The following is a 19,858-nucleotide window of genomic DNA, read 5'->3' as shown; positions in this document are numbered from 1 at the left end:
CTCCAGGCGCTCCAATCAACAGAGTTAAGAAAATCAACATTATCGTTTAACAGAGCCTTATACAAAAAAAAGAGACGGAATAACCGTCCCCATGTCTCTTTTATTTTGAAAGTAAAGCTTTTACTTTTGACACGACATTTTCTACTGTAAAGCCGTATTCGCTCATTACTTTTTCGCCAGGTGCGGAGGCGCCGAATCGATCTATAGCTAAAACATCGCCTTCGTCTCCGGTGTATTTATGCCAGCCTAGAGATGCGCCTACTTCGATTCCCAAACGTTTTTTTACGTTTTTCGGAAGAACGGATTGTTTGTATTCTTGTGATTGTTCCTCAAATCGATCCCATGATGGCATGCTGACAACAGATACGTCGATGCCTTCACCAGCTAGTGTTTGTTGCGCTTCAACTGCAAGGCTTACCTCGGAACCGGATGCAAGCAATAAGGCATCTGGAGTTTCTTTGGATGCTGGTGAAACCACATATGCACCACGCTTCACACCATCATATGCGTTTTGATCTGTTCCTTTTAATGTAGGTAAGTTTTGCCGAGTTAACACCAATGCTGTTGGTTTATTCGTGGACTCGACAGCCAATTTCCATGCTGCAGCAGTCTCGTTACCATCAGCTGGACGAATAATCGAAAGATTCGGCATGGATCTTAGAGCAGCAAGTTGTTCGATTGGTTCGTGGGTTGGCCCATCTTCTCCAACTGCGATACTGTCATGAGTGAAGACATAAGTAACTGGTAGTCCCATGAGGGCTGCCAAGCGAATAGCAGGGCGAAGGTAATCAGAGAAGACAAAGAAAGTTCCCCCGAATACTTTGACTCCACCATGAAGAGCAATACCATTCATCGCAGCACCCATCGCAAATTCCCGAACGCCAAACCAGATATTGCGGCCATCATAAGAGCCAGGCATATAGTCTTTTGTTCCTTTAATGGTTGTTTTATTAGAACCCGCAAGGTCAGCAGATCCGCCAATTAAGATTGGAAGATTCTTAGCAATCCCATTTAAGGCTTCACCAGATGAAGCACGGGATGCTAGGCTTTTACCTTCAGCATAAACAGGAATGTCTTTATCCCAGCCTTCAGGAAGTTGGTTGTTCAAGGCTTGTTCAAGTTGTGTTGCTAATTCTGGATATTGATTTTTATATTGAGCGAACAGATCATCCCACTCTTTTTCTTTTTTCTCGCCGTTTTCGCCAATTAATTTGCGGAAGTTTTCATATACCCCATCCGGAACATGGAAATCTTCTTCTAATGTCCATTGATAACTTTGCTTGGTCAGTTTCAGCTCTTCGGCCCCAAGTGGTGCTCCGTGAACGCCTGAAGTTCCGGCGCGATTTGGCGAACCAAAACCGATAACAGTTCTTACCTCAATAATAGTTGGATGGTCAAGATCGTTCTGTGCTTCCTCTAAAGCTTTCGCAATTTCCTCCATATTATTTCCATCTTCAACACGAAGGTATTGCCAGCCATAGGATTGGAAACGGTTTTTTACACTCTCAGAGAAAGATTTATTTAAATCCCCATCTAAAGAAATATCATTAGAATCATAAAGAACAACCAATCGACCTAATTTTAAATGGCCTGCTAGGGATGCTGCTTCAGCAGACACACCTTCCATTAAATCGCCGTCTCCGCAAATACCGTATGTAAAATGGTTCACAATTTCATAATTGTCTTGATTATAAACACTGGCTAGATGACGTTCAGCCATTGCCATTCCAACAGCCATCGCAATCCCTTGTCCAAGTGGACCAGTAGTTGCTTCTACTCCTTCCGTGTGGCCATATTCAGGGTGGCCTGGAGTCTTACTGCCCCATTGACGGAATTGTTTTAAGTCATCGATAGAAAGATTGTAGCCGGACAAATGTAACATGCTGTATAGTAAAGCAGAACCATGGCCTGCAGATAAAACAAAACGGTCACGGTTAAACCATTTCGGATTCTTCGGATTATGGTTCATAAATCTTGTCCATAATGTATATGCCATTGGAGCAGCCCCCATCGGCATTCCAGGATGGCCTGAGTTTGCTTTCTCAACCGCATCAATAGCTAATGTACGGATTGTGGTTACGGATAAATCATCAATCGTATTAAACATCTTTTACATCCTCTCTTTTTCACAGGATTATTAACCCACAATTTTAATATTATATTTCACTGGTCATTAATTCAACTAATATAATAAAAAATGGAACAAAAAGTAATTTTATTTAATATATTCCTGCAATTAGTGGCCTAATATGTAAAAAGGAATACAATTTTGTATTCCTTTAATGAAGGTTTCTTTTTTTCCTTTGTTTTATTTTTTCTGGTGTGACATCGTTTCCCTGTGGATCGATGATTGTGGTATGGGTCAATGTATCTAACATCTGGGAACGAAAGGCTGCTAGATACTCACTTCTTAATGAGCTTTGCTCCCTCGCTTCTTCTTTTGATAAGCCCGAAGTTTTACCTTTTCTTGCAAGTTCATTAATTCTTGCCAACTTCTCTTTAGATAGCATGCATGCACCTTCTTTCGAAATCTACTACATAAAAATTGATTTTACTAAAAATAACACCTTCTGACAAGGCAGAAGGTGTTATCTAAAATTATTCCCACATTTAAACTATACATGTTAACCTATGTTGGGAGGATTTTATAGTTAATTTATCGGTTTAAATAAAAAATCAAGTGCTTCATGTATATTGCCTGTTGTTACTATATAAAATCGGCCAAAGGGGTTTCCCCTTTGGATTCCTAATTAGTGTTCAATTAATTCAATTCGGATCTTCCATAGTTTTTCTTTCAATATATTCTTGGTATCTCCTATGGACAGTTGCCTTCGAAATGGGGTAACCAAATCCCCTTAATGTAGCTGCAATTTCGGCAAAGGTTAGCCCATTTGTCCGCAATCTAGCGATTTCCTCCACCGGGACTTCAATTTTTTCACGACCCGAATTCTCCCCAAGATTTTTTAAGTTTTTTTGGGGTTTATAGCCCTGCTGAACGGCTCGTTTCATGCCACGCTTTATTTTCACATTATGTAATTTCCGCTGGTATTCTTCTACCATACTGACAATTTGCAATACCATGGAATCAGACTCGGACAGCTGTAATTCACCATTATGAGCAATGCTATAAAGCTTTATTCCTTCTTTAACAATACAGTGCAGGATAGCAATTTTGGCATTTCCTCTGCCAATTCTTGTTTCGTCCTGAATGAGAACCGCTTGTACATCCGGTTCCTTTATATGTTCTAGCAGTTGAAGTATACCTTCCCTGTCAATTTCATAGCCGCTCGCCTGCTCCTTAATGACAGCAGCAACTTCAAACTGATACTGAGCAGCTAATTGAATGAGCTCTTCCTCCTGACGCTTTAGGGAGGTTTCTTGTGTTTCTTTATTGGTACTGACGCGACAGTAGATAATTGCTTTCATTGTGTTCCCTTTCTATTCTTCCATTGCACCGGCTAATTCTGTAACTGTTGAAACGTCGTTGCCTATAGGAATGATAATCTCTTCACCTGGATAAATTTCATCGTCTATTTTCTTGTTATGCTTTTTTACCCAATTAACAAATTCTTTATTGGTCATAGAGTGGTCATTAGCGTACGTTTTAGAAATCTTCCATAGGGAGTCTCCGTCCGAGACAGTAATTTTCATATATTGCTCTTGATCGTTCGGTCGGTGCTGAATCGTAAAAATTAGGGCAAAGGCACAACTTATAAGTAAAAGAATGATAGCATAGGAGTATTGAGTCCATAAATTTTTCATACTAAACACCTCTTGTAGAATATATGTTCGCAATTTCTGTTTTTAGTATAATCCGAACGCTTGTTTGTTGTCAACAAAAAATTCGAACTTATGTTTGTATAAAAAATGCGAACATGCTATAATAAAGACAACATTAACCAGGGCGAGGTGCAATTTATCATGGTAAAAATATCAAAGCGGCAGCAGGATATTTTGAATTTCATAAAAGACGAGGTTAAGAGCAAAGGCTATCCTCCATCCGTTAGAGAAATTGGAGAAGCTGTCGGGCTTGCATCCAGCTCTACCGTACATGGCCATCTAGCCAGATTGGAAAGCAAAGGATTGATTCGACGAGATCCTACTAAGCCAAGAGCAATTGAGGTATTAGAAGCAGATGAAGCAGCAAGTATACCAAGAAACCAAGCTATTAACGTTCCTGTAGTGGGTAAAGTCACTGCCGGGATGCCTATTACAGCCATTGAAAATATTGAAGAGTATTTTCCGCTCCCTGAAAGACTTGTGCCCGCAGATGAACAAGTATTCATGCTGGAAATCATGGGTGAAAGTATGATAGAAGCCGGAATACTAGATGGAGACTATGTTATTGTAAAGCAGCAGCAAACAGCTAATAATGGGGATATTGTGGTAGCCATGACGGAAGATGATGAGGCTACCTGCAAAAGGTTCTTTAAAGAAAAGGATTTTATTAGGCTGCAGCCTGAAAATTCCACAATGGATCCCATTATTCTAAAAAATGTATCTATCCTTGGAAAAGTTATCGGAGTATATAGACAAATTCATTAAGAAGTCACAAAATCAATGAGAATTTCTTTCGATTTACCGTCTGGTTGTTAAGAGAATAGCGAATTTACTAAAGTGCCGGCAATCCTGATTGTCGGCACTTTATAGTCAAGGTATAGAGGCTATGTTTCATATATCTAACAATATTGTTTCAATTTATTGAAAATTGCATATATTTACCTATGCTATTGTGTTTCCAAGTTTTGTATAATGTTAATACACCAAGATTTACCTTAGGTCAAAAAATCAGGCTTAAGGAGAGTGAGAATAAGTGTATGATGACATGATTTTCTCGTTTGTAATTGGTGGTTTAGTTGGTATTATTGGACATGTCTTTAAACATGGAAAAATCATTATGCCCCGAAGAACAAAAAAATTTCTTTACCTCGGCTTTTTGCAAGAAATGCTGCTAGGTTCTGTCGCCGCCCTTCTCCTGGTTTTGTATATAGCCCCAAACTCTTTCGTTGAAACGATTCTTTATTCTATTATTGCAGGCATTGCCGGTGATGCCATCCTTTTAAGGGCGAGGCTATTAAGCGAGAACAGCCAGAAAAATAACGAACCATAACTTATAAACTAATGACAAAAGACAAACTCTTCATCCAAGTTTTTAAATTCCCCCATAAACCACAAAAACACCCAGTTACATTAACTGAGTGTTTTTGCTGATGGATCAAATGATTTCCTAACAATTAATACATTGACATATATTGTTCGCGTTCCCAAGGATGGACTACCGTACGGAACATATCCCACTCAATTTCTTTTGCTTCAACAAAGTGTTCAAAGATATGCTCGCCAAGACCAGAAACAATTACTTCGTCTGATTTTAGGTTTTCGAGAGCAGCCATTAATGTTGCAGGAAGATCGATGATGCCTTCTTCAATTCTTTCTTCTTTGCTCATCACATAGATATTACGGTCAACTGGTGCAGGAGGAGTTAATTTATTTTTAATTCCGTCAAGACCAGCTTTTAATAGAACAGCCATAGCTAGATATGGATTAGCAGCCGGGTCAACGCTGCGGACTTCAACACGAGTACTTAAACCGCGGGAAGCAGGGATCCGAATTAATGGTGAACGGTTTCTAGCAGACCAAGCCACGTAACAAGGTGCTTCATATCCAGGAACCAATCGTTTAAAAGAGTTTACAGTAGGATTGGTTACTGCTGTAAAGTTTGGTGCATGCTTCAGTACACCAGCGATAAACTGACGGGCAGTGTCGCTCAATTGAAGATCGCCTGTTGGTTCAAAGAAAGCATTTTGGCCGTTTTTGAATAATGAAAGGTTACAGTGCATTCCAGATCCGTTTACACCGAACAATGGTTTTGGCATGAAGGTTGCATGCAATCCATGCTTACGAGCAATAGTTTTAACGACAAGCTTAAATGTTTGTATTTGATCGCAAGCAGTTAGCGCATCTGCATATTTAAAGTCAATTTCGTGCTGGCCAGGAGCAACCTCATGGTGAGAAGCTTCAATTTCAAAGCCCATTTCTTCTAATTCAAGTACGATATCACGGCGACAGTTTTCACCTAAGTCAGTTGGAGCTAAGTCAAAATATCCGCCTTGGTCGTTTAACTCTAGAGTTGGTTCTCCATTTTGGTCTAATTTAAATAAGAAGAATTCAGGCTCTGGTCCAAGGTTGAAGTTAGTAAAACCAAGTTCTTCCATTTCTTTTAATACCCGTCTCAAATTGTTGCGAGGGTCTCCATCAAATGGAGTACCATCTGAATTATAAATATCACAGATTAGGCGTGCTACTTTTCCTTTTTCAGCTGTCCATGGGAAGACGACCCATGTATCTAAATCTGGAAACAGATACATGTCAGACTCTTCAATACGTACAAACCCCTCAATCGAAGAACCATCAAACATCATTTTGTTATCCAGCGCTTTTTCCAATTGGCTGATTGGAATCTCCACGTTTTTAATCGTTCCAAGAATGTCAGTGAATTGCAATCGGATAAACTTTACATTTTCTTCATTCGCCATGCGCTGAATATCTTCGCGTGTGTACTTAGTCATTTCATTTCCCCCTGCTTTAGTAAGAATTTTTAATGGAAAAAGCGAGACATATCACCTTGTCTCAAGGTGGAGCGATTGAATCTTCCTGAATGCATTAATTCATTGCGGAGAAGATGACGCAACTGATCGTCCGTTAACTCACGTTTTGCTTTTTCCGATTGCTGCTGTTCATTATTAGTTTGTTCTTGTTGTTGTTTGACAAGGAATATTTGTTTAATTCCGGCCATGTTAACACCTTGATCGATTAAATCCTTAATCTCTAATAATCTATCAATATCGTTTAAACTATATAACCGGCGGTTACCTTGGTTCCTTGCCGGAGAAATTAACTGGTGCTCCTCATAATATCGGATTTGTCTTGCAGATAGCTCTGTCAGCTGCATAACAGTACCGATTGGAAAAAGCGGCATCGAACGACGAATTTCTTTCCCACTCACCAAATTTCTCCTCCTTTTTTCTATTTCATACTGCTATTATATTTATTGTTAGAAAAGATGTCAATGATATGTCAGAAAATCTAACATGGTTTTTAAACAGGAAAGAACAGCTTCTAATTTGGCTGTTCTTCGTATCATTTCCTAATTTAATTCCATTAATCCCTTTTCAACTAAATGATCGAGGGCAAGACAAATGGCAATTTTTACGTGCTCGTAGGTCAACCCGCCTTGGACATAGGCAACATAAGGGGGACGAATCGGACCATCGGCCGTCAGTTCAAGACTAGCTCCTTGAATAAACGTTCCTGCTGCCATAATGACATCATCCTCGTAACCGGGCATATAGCTAGGATGCGGGGTGACATAAGAGTTAATCGGTGAGGCAAATTGGATGGCTTGGCAGAAGGACACCATTTTGTCTCTGTCGTCAAATTGCACCGACTGAATTAAATCCGTCCTCTTTGCATTCCATTTTGGAGACGAATTCATTCCTATTTTTTCAAGCATAGCGGCCGTAAAAACTGCCCCCTTTAGCGCCTGTCCGACAACGTGCGGCGCCAGGAAAAATCCTTGATACATTTCTTGCAGGCTATAAAGAGATGCACCTGCTTCGGCACCGATGCCAGGCGAAGTCATCCGATAAGAACAGGCCTCTACCCATTCTTTCTTTCCGACAATATATCCTCCGGTTTTGGCTATTCCGCCCCCAGGGTTTTTAATCAATGAACCCGCCATTAAATCCGCTCCAACATGGCATGGCTCGATCTCCTCCACAAATTCACCGTAACAATTGTCTACAAAAACGACGATGTCTTGTTTGATTTCTTTTACAAACTTAATCATTTCGCCAATTTCCGTTACGGTAAATGATGGACGAACCGCATAGCCTTTGGACCGTTGAATCCCTATCATCTTAGTTTTGGGTGTTATTTTTTGAGCTACTGCGTCCCAATCAATTCCTCCCTCGCTTGTTAAGGCAACACTATCATAGGAAATCCCAAATTCGCGCAGCGAACCGACTCCGTTGCCGCGGATCCCAACGATTTCCTCTAATGTATCATAAGGTTTCCCGGTAATATATAGGAGTTCATCACCGGGACGAAGCACCCCAAATAATGCAATTGAAATTGCATGGGTACCAGAGATAATTTGCGGCCTGACAAGTCCCGCTTCACCACCAAACACATCCGCATAAACTTTCTCTAGAGTATCCCGGCCGATATCATCATAGCCATATCCTGTGGAAGGAATAAAATGCGAATCACTCACTCTGTGTTTTTGAAAGCTTTCGAGTACCCGAAATTGGTTGGTTTCCATTTTCTCCTCGATTTGTTTATGTACTTCAGCGATTTGCTGTTCTACTTCTCTTACTAACGTCTGAAGCTTTTCCCCATTTTTTAACTGTTGAAACATGTTGATGTACTCCAATCTAAACTTTAAATTTCTGCAATTGCCCTGTTATTCCATGATCCTGTAAGGAGTATCCTCTGCAGCGATATAACTCTTTTTCCTCATCAAACGAAAGTTCTCTTAAGATGGTTTCGTTTTTTAATTGAGAAAGCAGTTTTCCTTCAGTCGAAGGAACCTCCACTTTGTAGGGCTCCATCATATCCATCATAACCTGCTCAATTCTTAACTTTAATGCGTGGCGGTCTTCTTCATCAAACGCACTAATGAACGCAGTTGGTGTATCAGATGTTGGAACAAAGTCTGGATGCTTGATATCTCGTTTATTATAAACCGTAATCTGCGGAATGTCTTTCACTTCTAAATCCTCCAACAGCTTCTGGACGGTTTTTTCGTGCTGATAATAATCCGGGTTTGACATATCCACTACATGAAGAAGCAAATCTGCTTCCTTTACTTCTTCAAGGGTCGAGCGGAAGGCAGCAATTAAAGCAGTCGGCAAATCTTGTATGAAACCAACCGTGTCGGTAATCAATGCCAAAAAACCACTCGGCAGGATTAATTTCCTTGTCATGGGATCCAGTGTGGCAAACAATTGATTTTCTTCATAGGAATCCGCTTCCGAAAGGCGGTTAAACAAGGTGGATTTGCCAGCATTCGTATACCCTACAATTGCCACCTGGAAGGTTTTATTTTTCTTGCGCCGTTCGCGATATCGTTCTCGGTGCTGAACAATCACGGAAAGCTGACTTTTGATATCATCAATCCTACGGCGGATATGGCGTCGGTCTGATTCTAATTTCGTTTCTCCAGGTCCTCTTGTCCCAATACCGGCACCAAGCCTCGATAATGCGGTACCTTGACCAGCGAGCCGCGGCAATAAATATTGAAGTTGGGCAAGTTCTACCTGCAGTTTCCCTTCTTTAGACCGAGCGCGAGTCGCAAAAATATCTAAAATCAGCTGGGTGCGGTCGATAATGCGAGCCTCGATTCCTAAAGCTAGATTCCGCTTCTGGCTCGGTGACAGTTCATCATTAAAGATCACGATATCCGCTTCGAGCTCCTCCACCAATGTTTGCAGCTCCTCCACTTTCCCCTTGCCGATATAAGTCGCGGGATGAATTCTTTCCCGTTTTTGAACAAGTGTGGCTACCGTCTTTCCTTGTGCTGTATCTGTTAATGATTCTAGTTCCTCCATTGAATATTGGAACCTAGCATCTTCATCATCTGTTTGGCAGCCAACAAGAATGACCTTTTCTTTTGTTTCCTGTTGTTCCAAAGACATCCATTCCTTTCCTCATGCTTAATCCATCATACCAAAAAGTTCCTTGATTCTCTAATTTTCCTACTGAGTATTAAAAAAATCGGCATTCCCTAAGATTGGCCGATTTTTTCAATATATACCTCATTTCCTGTGAGTACTAGTCTTCCTCAAAAACTAAATCATTACTCCTCAGGGTCATCAATTCGTGCTTATCATAAGCGTTAATCATGAGCAGCCTCATTGCTTGTGAGCGGATTGATTTTTCAATAATATTTCTGATGTATCTGCCATTGGAAAAATGATTGGGATTCAGCACTGATTTCACCCAAATTAAGTGGTCCTTTAGCTTTTTTTCAGCTTCACGGCTAAACATATATTCCCTTTCCGCCAACATTTTGCTGGCTATTTCCATTAATTGATCAATATTGTAATCCGGAAAATCAATCACTAATGGAAAGCGTGAATGGAGCCCAGGATTTAGGGATAAAAAATAATCCATTTCTCTGGAGTACCCCGCAAGGATCAGGATAAATTCGTGCTGTTTATCTTCCATATGCTTTACTAGTGTATCAATGGCTTCCTTGCCAAAATCTTTTTCGCCGCCTCTTCCTAACGAATAGGCTTCATCAATAAACAGGATTCCTCCTTGGGCTTTCTTAACCAGGTCCCGTGTTTTTTGAGCGGTATGCCCAATGTATTCCCCCACTAGGTCAGCACGTTCTGCTTCAATCAGATGCCCTTTTGAAAGAACATTCATTTTATGAAATAATTTTCCGATTAGCCTTGCTACGGTAGTTTTCCCAGTTCCCGGATTCCCTTTGAACATCATATGCAGGGCTTGCCTTTTTGCTTTTAGCCCCATTTCTTCCCGCTTTTTATTGACATATATCCAAGCGTAAATTTCTTTTATGGTTCGTTTCATTTCCTCCATTCCAACTAATGCTCCAAGTTCTTCTTCTATATCCTTTAGAGCCGAATGCTCAGGGGAAATAACCTTTGGAGCAACATGAAAGTCTGGTAACTCTTTCGTTACAGGTTTCCTTTCTTGATTCTTAAGAACGACTCTTATTTGACCATTGCTCTTCGTACGAATGGGTTGATCCAAAGCTTTCACCTCTCATTCTGCAGACAATACCCTATATGGTCTTTTTTATCGCCGTTTTACTGAATGTCCATAAACAACCATTTGTGTTATTTTCAAATACATAATCTTTCATACTATGTGTATTCACCGTTAAGTCATTTCATTAAAGGTTTTCTTGCTTATAAATGAAAAAAGAGCCCAATAATGGGCTCTGGTTTCAAATCGTTTATTGGTTATCCAAATCAAGTTGTACATTTCTTTGAGGAGCAAATGTAGAAATCGCATGTTTATAAACAAGCTGCTGTTTCCCCTCGGATTCAAAGAGAACAGTAAAATTATCAAAGCCCTTAATTTGGCCTCTTAATTGAAATCCATTTAATAAAAATACTGTGACGTTTGTGTTGTCCTTGCGGCATTGGTTTAAAAATTGGTCCTGAATATTAATGGTTGTTTTCATTATTGTAAATCCTCCTCTTTTATCTCTACTAATATGTATTCGATTTTACTTGAAGCTTTCCTTCAACATAATGTGAAATTTCATCTATTTTTTTTGAGAAAATTTTCACATTCGTTGTATCAAACCATTTTACCTCCATTTTGTTCCGAAACCAAGTAAGTTGCCTTTTGGCATAGCGCCTGGAATTTTGCTTAAGGTTTTCCACCGCTTGTTCCAATGAAATGCGCCCATCCAAGTATTCATATATTTCTTTATATCCTATCGCTTGAATGGATTGACAGTCACGCAAACCTTGTTCATATAAGTGTTTAACCTCATCCAATAATCCTTCTAAGAGCATCAAATCAACACGCGCATTAATTCTCTCATAGAGTTGCTCGCGGTCCATTGTTAATCCGATCATGGCTGCATTGTATAAAAGGTCTGGTTCCATCTCTTGTTTATTCCCATTTTGACTGTTTTCACCTGACAGATGGTGTATTTCAAGTGCACGTATGACTCTTCTTACATTGTTAGGATGTATCTTGGCGGCACTTACCGGGTCAACTTCTTTTAACTGCTGGTGTAAAGCCTCGTTGCCAATTTCTTTGGCGCGTTCCTCCAGCTTCTTGCGAAAATCTTGGTTACCCGTAACATCGGAGAATTGATAGTCGTAAATAACCGACTGAATATATAATCCGGTACCACCAACTATGATTGGAAGTTTTCCTTTTTGGGCAATCTCCGTTATTTTAGCCCTGACAAGCTGTTGGAATTCAGCAACAGAAAAACTTTCATTTGGATCCTTAATGTTAATTAAATGATGGGGGATACCCTCCATTTCTTCGTGCTTGATTTTAGCCGTCCCAATATCCATGCCACGGTATATTTGCATGGAGTCTCCGCTGATGATTTCGCCATTAAAACGTTTAGCAAGTTCGATACTTAATTTTGTTTTTCCGACTGCGGTTGGTCCGATAATGACTAATAACTTTTGGTTTTCATCCAAACTTTTCACACTACCTTTACCACTTATAAAAATTAACTCTCAGCTAAGTAGAAGATTATCACATTGAAAAGTCACGAATCCTCTACTAAGATTCCCGTGTGACTCAGCTTTATCGTACCACAATTTAAACGCAGTTGAACATCAAACAAGTATAGTCAAAATCATTGTTTTCTATGCGTAAATTCAAGAATGATTTTTACAAACCAAATCAGGTAAATATTTCTTACATATTTACAAAAAGATAACGGTTCTTTTACAAAAGCCTTTTCACCCCCAAAACAGTGATAAGCTTATTCGTAGTTTATTCTTGTAGAAATAACTCAGATTATGTCAGTAGCCTCATGAAGTGAACGATGGTGAATAAATAAAAATAAGAAATAAAGGTGAATAATATGTTTTCAGGATTTGATATTGGTATTGATTTAGGAACAGCAAATACACTGGTCTATAGCAAGAACAAAGGAATTGTAGTGAATGAACCATCTGTCGTGGCCATTGATACAGAGTCGAAAAAAATTGTGGCTGTCGGTATGGAAGCAAAGGAAATGATCGGGAAAACACCAGAGAAAATTATTGCTGTCCGTCCGTTGAAGGATGGCGTGATTGCAGACTTTGATACGACAACTGAAATGATTAAGCACATTATGCGACAAGCATCTAAAAAGATTGGTTTAGCCCTTCGTAAGCCAAATGTAATTGTGTGTATTCCATCAGGTTCGACTAGCGTGGAAAGACGGGCTATCCATGACACCGTAAAAAATGCCGGTGCTAAAAAAATCACCCTGATTGAAGAACCAGTAGCAGCTGCGATTGGTGCTGGTCTTCCGGTCGATGAACCGATTGCCAATGTGGTTGTGGATATCGGCGGAGGAAATACGGAGGTTGCGATTATCTCCTTTGGTGGGGTTGTGGCTTGTCATTCGATTAAAGTTGGCGGCGACCGCTTGGATGAAGATGTGATTCAGTATGTTCGTAAAGAATACAATGTGATGATTGGGGAAAGAACAGCGGAGAATGTAAAAATGGAGATTGGCTATGCGTTGATTGATCACGAGGAAAAGTTCATGGATGTCCGCGGACGCGACCTTGTTACAGGGCTGCCTAAAACGATTAAACTATCATCCTATGAAATTCGAAATGCGATCAAGGAATCATTGCTTCATATCTTAGAAGCTGTCCGGGCCACACTGGAGGATTGTCCTGCAGAGCTTAGCGGTGATATTGTTGACCGTGGAGTTATTTTGACAGGCGGCGGCGCTCTCTTGAATGGGATGAAAGACTGGTTGAGCAAAGAAATTTTTGTTCCTGTCCAATTGGCCGAAGAGCCTTTAGAATCTGTGGCGATCGGTACTGGCATGGCAGTTCCTTATATTAATAAACTTCCTGCTACGATAAGCAAATAAGATGATTGGGGTGGTTGGCTTCTATTAACCCTAAAACCAGATTAGCATGGTACTCGGGTGGTAGGGAGGTCTTCTATTTACCTTAACTCGTCTTTGGATTGGTTCTCGGACGTTAGGAGGGCTCCCTACTTCCCCTGACTTCTCTTCGGATGGGTTCTTGGGCGTTAGGAAGGCTCTCTACTTCCCCTAACTCTTCATTAGACAGCTATTAAGGCATTAGAAGGAGTTAACTATAAAACACCAATCTACTGAGGGCATTTGAAAGAATCCCTCCCAGCCCCCTATTCAACAAGAAAAGTCCGATTCGTCTTTGCGAATTGAAAGTACAATTTATATTACATAACTCGCTTAAACATCTTTTCCATTTCATAAATAGAATAATGGACAATTATAGGTCTGCCGTGCGGACAGGTAAATGGATCTGAAGCTTTTCTAAGGTCATCCAGGAGGGTTTGAATTTCATCGTTTCTCAGATGTCGATTGGCTTTGATGGATGCCTTACAGCTCATCATAATTGCCGCCTCTTCACGAAGTTTCTTAATATCGACTTTTTTCATCGAGAGGAGCTGTTCTATCATTTCTTCAATAATCTCTTTTTCCTGCCCCTTTGGCAGCCACGTGGGATGGGCACGAACAATAAAACTGTTAATCCCAAATTCCTCTAAAAACACGCCTACCTTTTCGAGTTCATGTTTATATTCAATGATTTTCAAATAGTCATCTGATGCATATTCAAAAGTTAATGGCATCAGCATATCTTGCAGTTCCGAATCGACACGTCCCACTTTTTCACGAAAATACTCATACTTTAACCGTTCCTGCGCCGCATGCTGGTCAATGATGTATAAGCCATTTTCATTTTGAGCGAATATATAAGTTCCATGCATTTGTCCGATCGGATACATCCTCGGTACCCTGCTTTCACTAGAATCGGTCTCCTGCACTACCTGATGTGTTTCTGGCTCTTCATGAGAAGGAAACTCGTTTACCTCTTCTGGAGGAAAATCATAGCTAAACGGGTTAATTTGGTCCCATGTTGAACTCTTAACAGGTGAAATTTCGGCAGGTTTTTCTTGGTTAGCAGAAATACCAAAAGAATCTCTCACTTGATTTTCTATAGGAACTTCATGAGTTTGAAATTCTGTAAAAACATCCGTACTCGGTTTCGTGAATGTCGGTTTTGCAGCATAAATACTCGATGGCAGTGTGCCCTCATCAAGCTCAAGTGCAGTTTGCTCGGACTTCGGCTGCTGTGCTTTCGATGGCGTAAAGCCGGTAGGGATTAATACCTTTGATTTGAACGTATTTTTTATGATTGTGCTAACCAATTCATTTAACTCTGGTTCTTTACTAAAGCGGACTTCCATTTTCGATGGATGGACGTTCACATCGACTAATAACGGATCCATTTCAATGCTAAGCAGGACAATGGGGAATCGGCCGATTGGAAGCAGTGTATGATAGCCTTCCTGAATCGCTTTTACCAATGGATAATTTTTAATAAACCGGCCATTAATCATGGTAGAAATATAGTTTCGTGAAGCCCGGGTCACCTCCGGCATCGAGGCATATCCGGATATCTTATAGTCCAGAGATGTCCCCGAAATCGGCACAAGCTGCTTGGCAATCGCCAATCCATAAATAGAGGCAAGCACTTGGCGGACATCACCGTTGCCATTGGTCTGTAACAGCTTCCGTTCGTTGTGGATTAACCGGAACGCAACTTCTGGATGGGCCAAAGCTAAACGGTTCACGACATCCGTAATGTTACCAAGCTCCGTATGGATTGTCTTCATATACTTCAATCGAGCCGGTGTATTGTAAAATAAATCGGTAATCGTAATATCCGTGCCGCGTCTGCTCGACGCTTTTTCAAACGTCACGACCTTGCCGCCTTCAATCACAACTAAGTTTCCCGCCCCTTCACCGGTGGAGGTCTTTAATTCGAGCCTAGATACAGAGGCGATACTTGGCAAAGCTTCGCCCCGGAACCCTAGGGTACGAATGCGGAACAAATCATTTTCATCTTTAATTTTGGAAGTCGCATGGCGCTGAAAGGCGATTAGCACATCGTCCTCATCAATTCCACCGCCATTATCGGTGATCCTGATTTTCGCAAGTCCTGCTTCTTCGACTTCTATTTCTATCACGGTGCTTCCCGCATCAATCGAGTTTTCAACTAGTTCTTTGACAACTGAGGCAGGGCGTTCCACAACTTCTCCCGCCGCTATTTTATTTGAAAGAGCATCGTCTAATTGAATGATCTTCCCCATGATACTGCCTCCTTACTTTTTTCAGCCCTTTAACTTCTTTTGCAACTCATAAAGCATGTTAATCGCTTGTAGCGGTGTTACATCCAATAAGTCAAGCTGTTTTATTTTCTCTAACACTTTTCGTTCTTTTCCTGATGGTTCCTGCTTTTTCGGCTGAGCTGGTTCATCAAAGAAGGATAATTGAGATGTTTCTTCCACAGGCTTTGCCGGCTGTTCCTTTATGGTTTCCGCAGATTTTATCGGAACAGAAACTTCTGATGAATGCTCTAATGCGGTTAAAATTTCATTGGCCCGTTTAATTAATTCAGGGGGCAATTCCGCAAGCTGAGCGACATGAATCCCGTAACTTTTATCAGCTGGACCTTGTTTAATTTTGTGCAGGAACACGACTTTGCCGTTATGTTCAATAGCACTCACATGCACATTCTTTAATTTGGCCAGTTCTTCATCCAATACCGTTAATTCGTGGTAGTGAGTCGAGAACAGCGTCTTTGCCCCTATCCGGTTATGAATGTATTCAATAATCGCTTGGGCCAATGCCATGCCGTCATAAGTTGATGTTCCACGCCCAATTTCATCAAATAGAATTAAGCTATTTTGTGTAGCATTGGCAATCGCATTTTTAGCCTCCAGCATTTCCACCATAAATGTACTCTGCCCTGAAATCAAATCATCAGCGGCACCAATTCTGGTAAATACCTGATCAAAGATTGGCAAAATGGCTTCTGCTGCTGGCACGTAGCAGCCAATCTGTGCAAGGATTGCGGTCAAAGCAATTTGACGCATGTACGTACTTTTACCAGACATATTCGGACCGGTAATTAAAAGTACCTCACGCTCGCTGTCCATATCACAATCATTCGGCACATATTCCTGAGAATTTAATACTTTTTCCACAACAGGGTGGCGGCCGTCCTTGATTCTAATTTTGCGGTCTTGTGAAAATACCGGTTTTACATAATGCCGGTCCTCGCTAACCTTGGCGAAGCTTTGCAGTACATCCAGTTCACTGACTGCTTTAGCTAATGCCTGCAAACGTGGGATATATTCTTTCACAATTTCGCGAATCTCTGTGAACAAGTCATACTCTAATTCGCCAATTTTCTCTTCTGCTTGTAAAATTAATGCCTCTTTCTCCTTTAACTCTGGAGTAATAAACCGTTCGGCATTGGTCAGGGTCTGCTTCCGCTCATAGCGTCCTTCTTCTAACAGATGCAGATTGGCACGAGTCACCTCAATGTAGTAGCCAAAGACACGGTTATAACCGACTTTTAACGATTTTATGCCCGTTTTTTCCCGCTCTTCCCGCTCCAGCTGGGCTATCCAGGTTTTGCCGTTGCGGCTGGCATCGCGGTATTGATCCAACTGCTCGTTATACCCATCCTGAATCATGTTGCCTTCTTTTAACGATAACGGTGGATTCTCCACAATTGACTGCTCTAACAAATCCGTCACTTCTTCACATGGGTCCAACTGTTCCGCCAACCGTTCCATTTCTTCACTGTTCATAGATTGAAGGATTTCTTTTAAAAAGGGAACCTGCATTAAGGAGCGTTTTAATTGGACCAAATCCCGGGCATTTACGTTGCCAAAGGCGACCCGTCCGGCAAGCCGTTCCAAATCGTATACTTCTTTTAATTTTTCCCGCAGGTCCTGCCGTTCAAAATAGTGACTCATCAAAACTTCCACTAAATTATGACGATGCTGAATCTCTTCCCGGTCGATTAATGGACGGTCAATCCAGTATTTCAGCATCCTTCCACCCATTGCTGTCATCGTTTCATCCAACAGCCAAAGCAAAGAACCTTTTTTTCCCTTAGAGCGGATGGTTTCTGTAAGCTCCAAGTTCCGCTTGGAATAATAATCAATTTTTAAAAATTGTTGTATTTGATAGGTAGTAACCGGCTGAAGGTGGTCTAAGCTCCGTTTCTGGGAGCGGAATAAATAGTTAAATAGTCTGGCAGCCGTCTGCTTCAACTTGTCTTGATTTAGATTTTCAAGCAAGTGGGAAAAGTTCAACTCTATTGAACTATTATCCTCAAATGAGATCGTTAGGATATCCCGCTCACGCATTTTCCTTTGTAGTTCCCCATCAAAATCGCTGGCAACTACTACTTCTTTTGCGTTTAAAACAGATAATTCATTTAATACTTCATCAAAGTTCTTCGCAAGCAAGGTTACCTTGCTTTCACCGGTTGAAATATCGTTATAAGCAAATCCATAGGTCTGGTCGTCAAACGCGGTAACAGAAGCAATATAGTTGTTCTCTTTGTCAGCAAGCCCCTTGCCTTCCATCATCGTTCCCGGAGTGATGAGTTGAATCACTTCCCGCTTCACGACACCTTTTGCTAGCTTGGGATCTTCTACCTGTTCACAAATGGCCACTTTATAGCCTCTAGAAATCAACGTTTCAATATAGTTTGCGGCCGAATGGTAAGGGACGCCGCACATTGGGATACGTTCCTCCATTCCGCCCTCTCGGCTTGTTAAGGTAATCTCCAGTTCCTGTGATGCTTTTACAGCATCGTCAAAAAACATTTCGTAAAAATCGCCTAAGCGAAAAAATAAAAAGGCATCTTGGTAATCTGCCTTGACTTGTAAGTATTGTTGTACCATCGGAGTGTATGCCATAATTTCCTCCATTGTTTCTAATTCTCTCGAGTATCTTCGACAAATTATTATAACATACATTTCGCCAACTTTATTAGGCAGAAATATCCTATTCTCTTAAAATGCCTTGCTAAATTGTCCATTATTTTAATGTTTATAATGGTAAATTAATGGTAAAATAAATATATCAAGCATACGAGTGTAACGGCATAAAATAGTTTTAGGAATGTCTAACTAAGTGGAGGCTCGTGAATGTGGTTTGGCGGCCAAGTCGAAGGTTATCGTTTTGAAATGTTTTCAGTCAGCCATATCGTAATGATTGCCTTACTCCTTATCGGTTCTACGTTGTTATTATTAAGGAGAGAAAAATTAAAACCGATTGAATGGGCCAAGTTTGAATTTTGGCTGGCCGTTTTCCTAATTGTTTTTGAAGCAGTTTACCATATTTGGATGCTTTGGAATCACAACTGGCTAGTCAGTCATTCCCTCCCTTTAGAATTATGCAATATCAGTTGGATTTTAACGATTCTTTTACTATTTACCAAAAAGAAGATTTTCTATGAGATTCTGTTATTCACAGCACTTTTAGGAGCATCACAAGCGGTTTTCACACCCGTTTTGCATTACGATTTTCCTCATTTCCGGTTTTTCCACTTTTTCTTAACGCATTTAATCATCATTTGGGTGTCCCTGTTTTTTACTTGGGTGAAAGGTTACCGGCCCACCATTTGGTCGATTGTTAAACTGTTTGTTTTTTTAAACGTATTGTTGCCGTTTATTTTGCTGATTAACAAATGGGTAAACGGAAACTATATGTTCTTAAGTCATAAACCTGCCAGTGCCAGTTTGTTGAATTATTTAGGCCCCTATCCTGTCTATATTTTATCGATGGAAGCTTTACTAATTGTACTCAGTTCCATTGTTTGGCTCCTTTTCCGTGAAAAAGACGGAAACAAAATCAAAGAACCCAAAGATTTTTCAATTCGTTAACTTTTTTGTTGACCTCAGCCGATTAACTCTTTATAATAGAAAACGTTCCTATTAATGAACTTTTTATTTTTTCTTTACTTGTCCCAATAGCTCAGCAGGATAGAGCAACAGTTTCCTAAACTGTAGGTCGGAGGTTCGAATCCTCTTTGGGACGTCACTAAAACCCTTGTGCAACAAGGGTTTTTCTTTTTTTCCTATTCTATTACACCTTCCCCAAAAAACAAACGCCCTACAAAGGGCGTTTCAGATTGTAGACAAAAGGCCTTCCGAATGTCCCCATTTGGGTGCCTTTTTCTAATTATGAACCTTTTTACCATAGATTTTTATTCCAACCGACCCCTTTGGGGTCAATTTTTATGCCATTTTTGGATTAGCC

The 19,858-nt window shown here is 40.5% G+C and carries 17 protein-coding genes and 1 tRNA gene; 5 read left to right on the top strand and 13 right to left on the bottom strand.

Translation table 11 applies throughout. From position 1 onward, the window contains the following. Positions 1–100 precede the first annotated feature (100 nt). From tkt to yneA, 4 genes are all read right to left on the bottom strand, one after another. Positions 101–2,107: a transketolase gene (gene tkt / locus BN2425_RS06670; RefSeq protein WP_042456622.1), complete on the bottom strand. Its 2,007-nt coding sequence runs from the start codon at positions 2,105–2,107 to the stop codon at positions 101–103. Positions 2,108–2,279: 172 nt separating this feature from the next. Next, entirely contained in the window at positions 2,280–2,510 is a 231-nt protein-coding gene (locus BN2425_RS06665) for a DUF896 domain-containing protein (protein WP_042456619.1), read from the bottom strand. A gap of 256 nt (positions 2,511–2,766) precedes the next feature. Beyond that, complete coding sequence (locus BN2425_RS06660; RefSeq protein ID WP_042456616.1) at positions 2,767–3,426, bottom strand: YneB family resolvase-like protein; 660 nt, start codon at positions 3,424–3,426, stop codon at positions 2,767–2,769. Positions 3,427–3,438: 12 nt separating this feature from the next. Next, the gene (gene yneA, locus BN2425_RS06655; RefSeq protein ID WP_042456613.1) at positions 3,439–3,762 is read right to left on the bottom strand and encodes a cell division suppressor protein YneA; all 324 of its coding nucleotides are present in this window, start codon (positions 3,760–3,762) and stop codon (positions 3,439–3,441) included. 159 nt (positions 3,763–3,921) lie between these two features. On the opposite strand from yneA, the gene lexA reads away from it, so the two are divergent. Beyond that, positions 3,922–4,545 (top strand): transcriptional repressor LexA, encoded by a 624-nt coding sequence (lexA, locus tag BN2425_RS06650; RefSeq protein WP_042456611.1) that lies wholly within the window; start codon positions 3,922–3,924, stop codon positions 4,543–4,545. Between the two features lie 268 nt (positions 4,546–4,813). Continuing rightward, a complete protein-coding gene (locus tag BN2425_RS06645) occupies positions 4,814–5,110 on the top strand; it encodes a DUF4257 domain-containing protein (RefSeq protein WP_052352790.1) in 297 nt (98 codons plus the stop codon). Positions 5,111–5,234: 124 nt separating this feature from the next. Here BN2425_RS06645 and glnA read toward each other — a convergent pair whose 3' ends face one another. From glnA to miaA, 7 genes are all read right to left on the bottom strand, one after another. Continuing rightward, positions 5,235–6,569 (bottom strand): type I glutamate--ammonia ligase, encoded by a 1,335-nt coding sequence (gene glnA / locus BN2425_RS06640; RefSeq protein ID WP_042456608.1) that lies wholly within the window; start codon positions 6,567–6,569, stop codon positions 5,235–5,237. A 29-nt stretch (positions 6,570–6,598) separates the two neighbouring features. Continuing rightward, positions 6,599–7,006 carry a MerR family transcriptional regulator gene (locus BN2425_RS06635; RefSeq protein WP_042456605.1) on the bottom strand — a complete coding sequence of 136 codons (408 nt, stop codon included), beginning with the start codon at positions 7,004–7,006 and terminating at the stop codon, positions 6,599–6,601. 141 nt (positions 7,007–7,147) lie between these two features. Further along, positions 7,148–8,419 carry a methionine gamma-lyase family protein gene (locus BN2425_RS06630; RefSeq protein WP_042456602.1) on the bottom strand — a complete coding sequence of 424 codons (1,272 nt, stop codon included), beginning with the start codon at positions 8,417–8,419 and terminating at the stop codon, positions 7,148–7,150. Positions 8,420–8,435: 16 nt separating this feature from the next. Then, positions 8,436–9,698, bottom strand: a complete 1,263-nt coding sequence (hflX, locus tag BN2425_RS06625) for a GTPase HflX (protein WP_195891907.1) — start codon at positions 9,696–9,698, stop codon at positions 8,436–8,438. Positions 9,699–9,834: 136 nt separating this feature from the next. Continuing rightward, positions 9,835–10,782, bottom strand: coding sequence for a stage V sporulation protein K (spoVK, locus tag BN2425_RS06620; RefSeq protein ID WP_042456599.1), 948 nt, complete (start codon positions 10,780–10,782; stop codon positions 9,835–9,837). Between the two features lie 205 nt (positions 10,783–10,987). After that, entirely contained in the window at positions 10,988–11,218 is a 231-nt protein-coding gene (hfq, locus tag BN2425_RS06615) for an RNA chaperone Hfq (protein ID WP_042456596.1), read from the bottom strand. A gap of 28 nt (positions 11,219–11,246) precedes the next feature. Then, entirely contained in the window at positions 11,247–12,206 is a 960-nt protein-coding gene (gene miaA / locus BN2425_RS06610) for a tRNA (adenosine(37)-N6)-dimethylallyltransferase MiaA (RefSeq protein WP_042456655.1), read from the bottom strand. Between the two features lie 392 nt (positions 12,207–12,598). Here miaA and mreBH point away from each other — a divergent pair, with 392 nt between their 5' ends. Further along, positions 12,599–13,609: a rod-share determining protein MreBH gene (gene mreBH / locus BN2425_RS06605; protein ID WP_042456593.1), complete on the top strand. Its 1,011-nt coding sequence runs from the start codon at positions 12,599–12,601 to the stop codon at positions 13,607–13,609. A 335-nt stretch (positions 13,610–13,944) separates the two neighbouring features. Here the strand turns inward: mreBH and mutL are convergent, their stop codons facing one another. Then, entirely contained in the window at positions 13,945–15,882 is a 1,938-nt protein-coding gene (gene mutL / locus BN2425_RS06600; protein ID WP_042456591.1) for a DNA mismatch repair endonuclease MutL, read from the bottom strand. 21 nt (positions 15,883–15,903) lie between these two features. Further along, the gene (mutS, locus tag BN2425_RS06595) at positions 15,904–18,516 is read right to left on the bottom strand and encodes a DNA mismatch repair protein MutS (protein ID WP_195891908.1); all 2,613 of its coding nucleotides are present in this window, start codon (positions 18,514–18,516) and stop codon (positions 15,904–15,906) included. Positions 18,517–18,744: 228 nt separating this feature from the next. Here mutS and BN2425_RS06590 point away from each other — a divergent pair, with 228 nt between their 5' ends. Both BN2425_RS06590 and BN2425_RS06585 read left to right on the top strand, forming a co-directional pair. Next, positions 18,745–19,482 carry a YwaF family protein gene (locus BN2425_RS06590; RefSeq protein ID WP_042456584.1) on the top strand — a complete coding sequence of 246 codons (738 nt, stop codon included), beginning with the start codon at positions 18,745–18,747 and terminating at the stop codon, positions 19,480–19,482. 80 nt (positions 19,483–19,562) lie between these two features. Next, positions 19,563–19,636 (top strand) — tRNA-Arg (locus BN2425_RS06585). Positions 19,637–19,858 lie beyond the last annotated feature (222 nt).

Origin of the sequence: Neobacillus dielmonensis (assembly GCF_000612665.1) — a bacterium.
Classification (GTDB): Bacteria; Bacillota; Bacilli; order Bacillales; family Cytobacillaceae; genus Neobacillus; species Neobacillus dielmonensis.
Note: the sequence above shows the minus strand (reverse complement) of the source record. Positions and strands in the feature narration are given on the sequence as shown.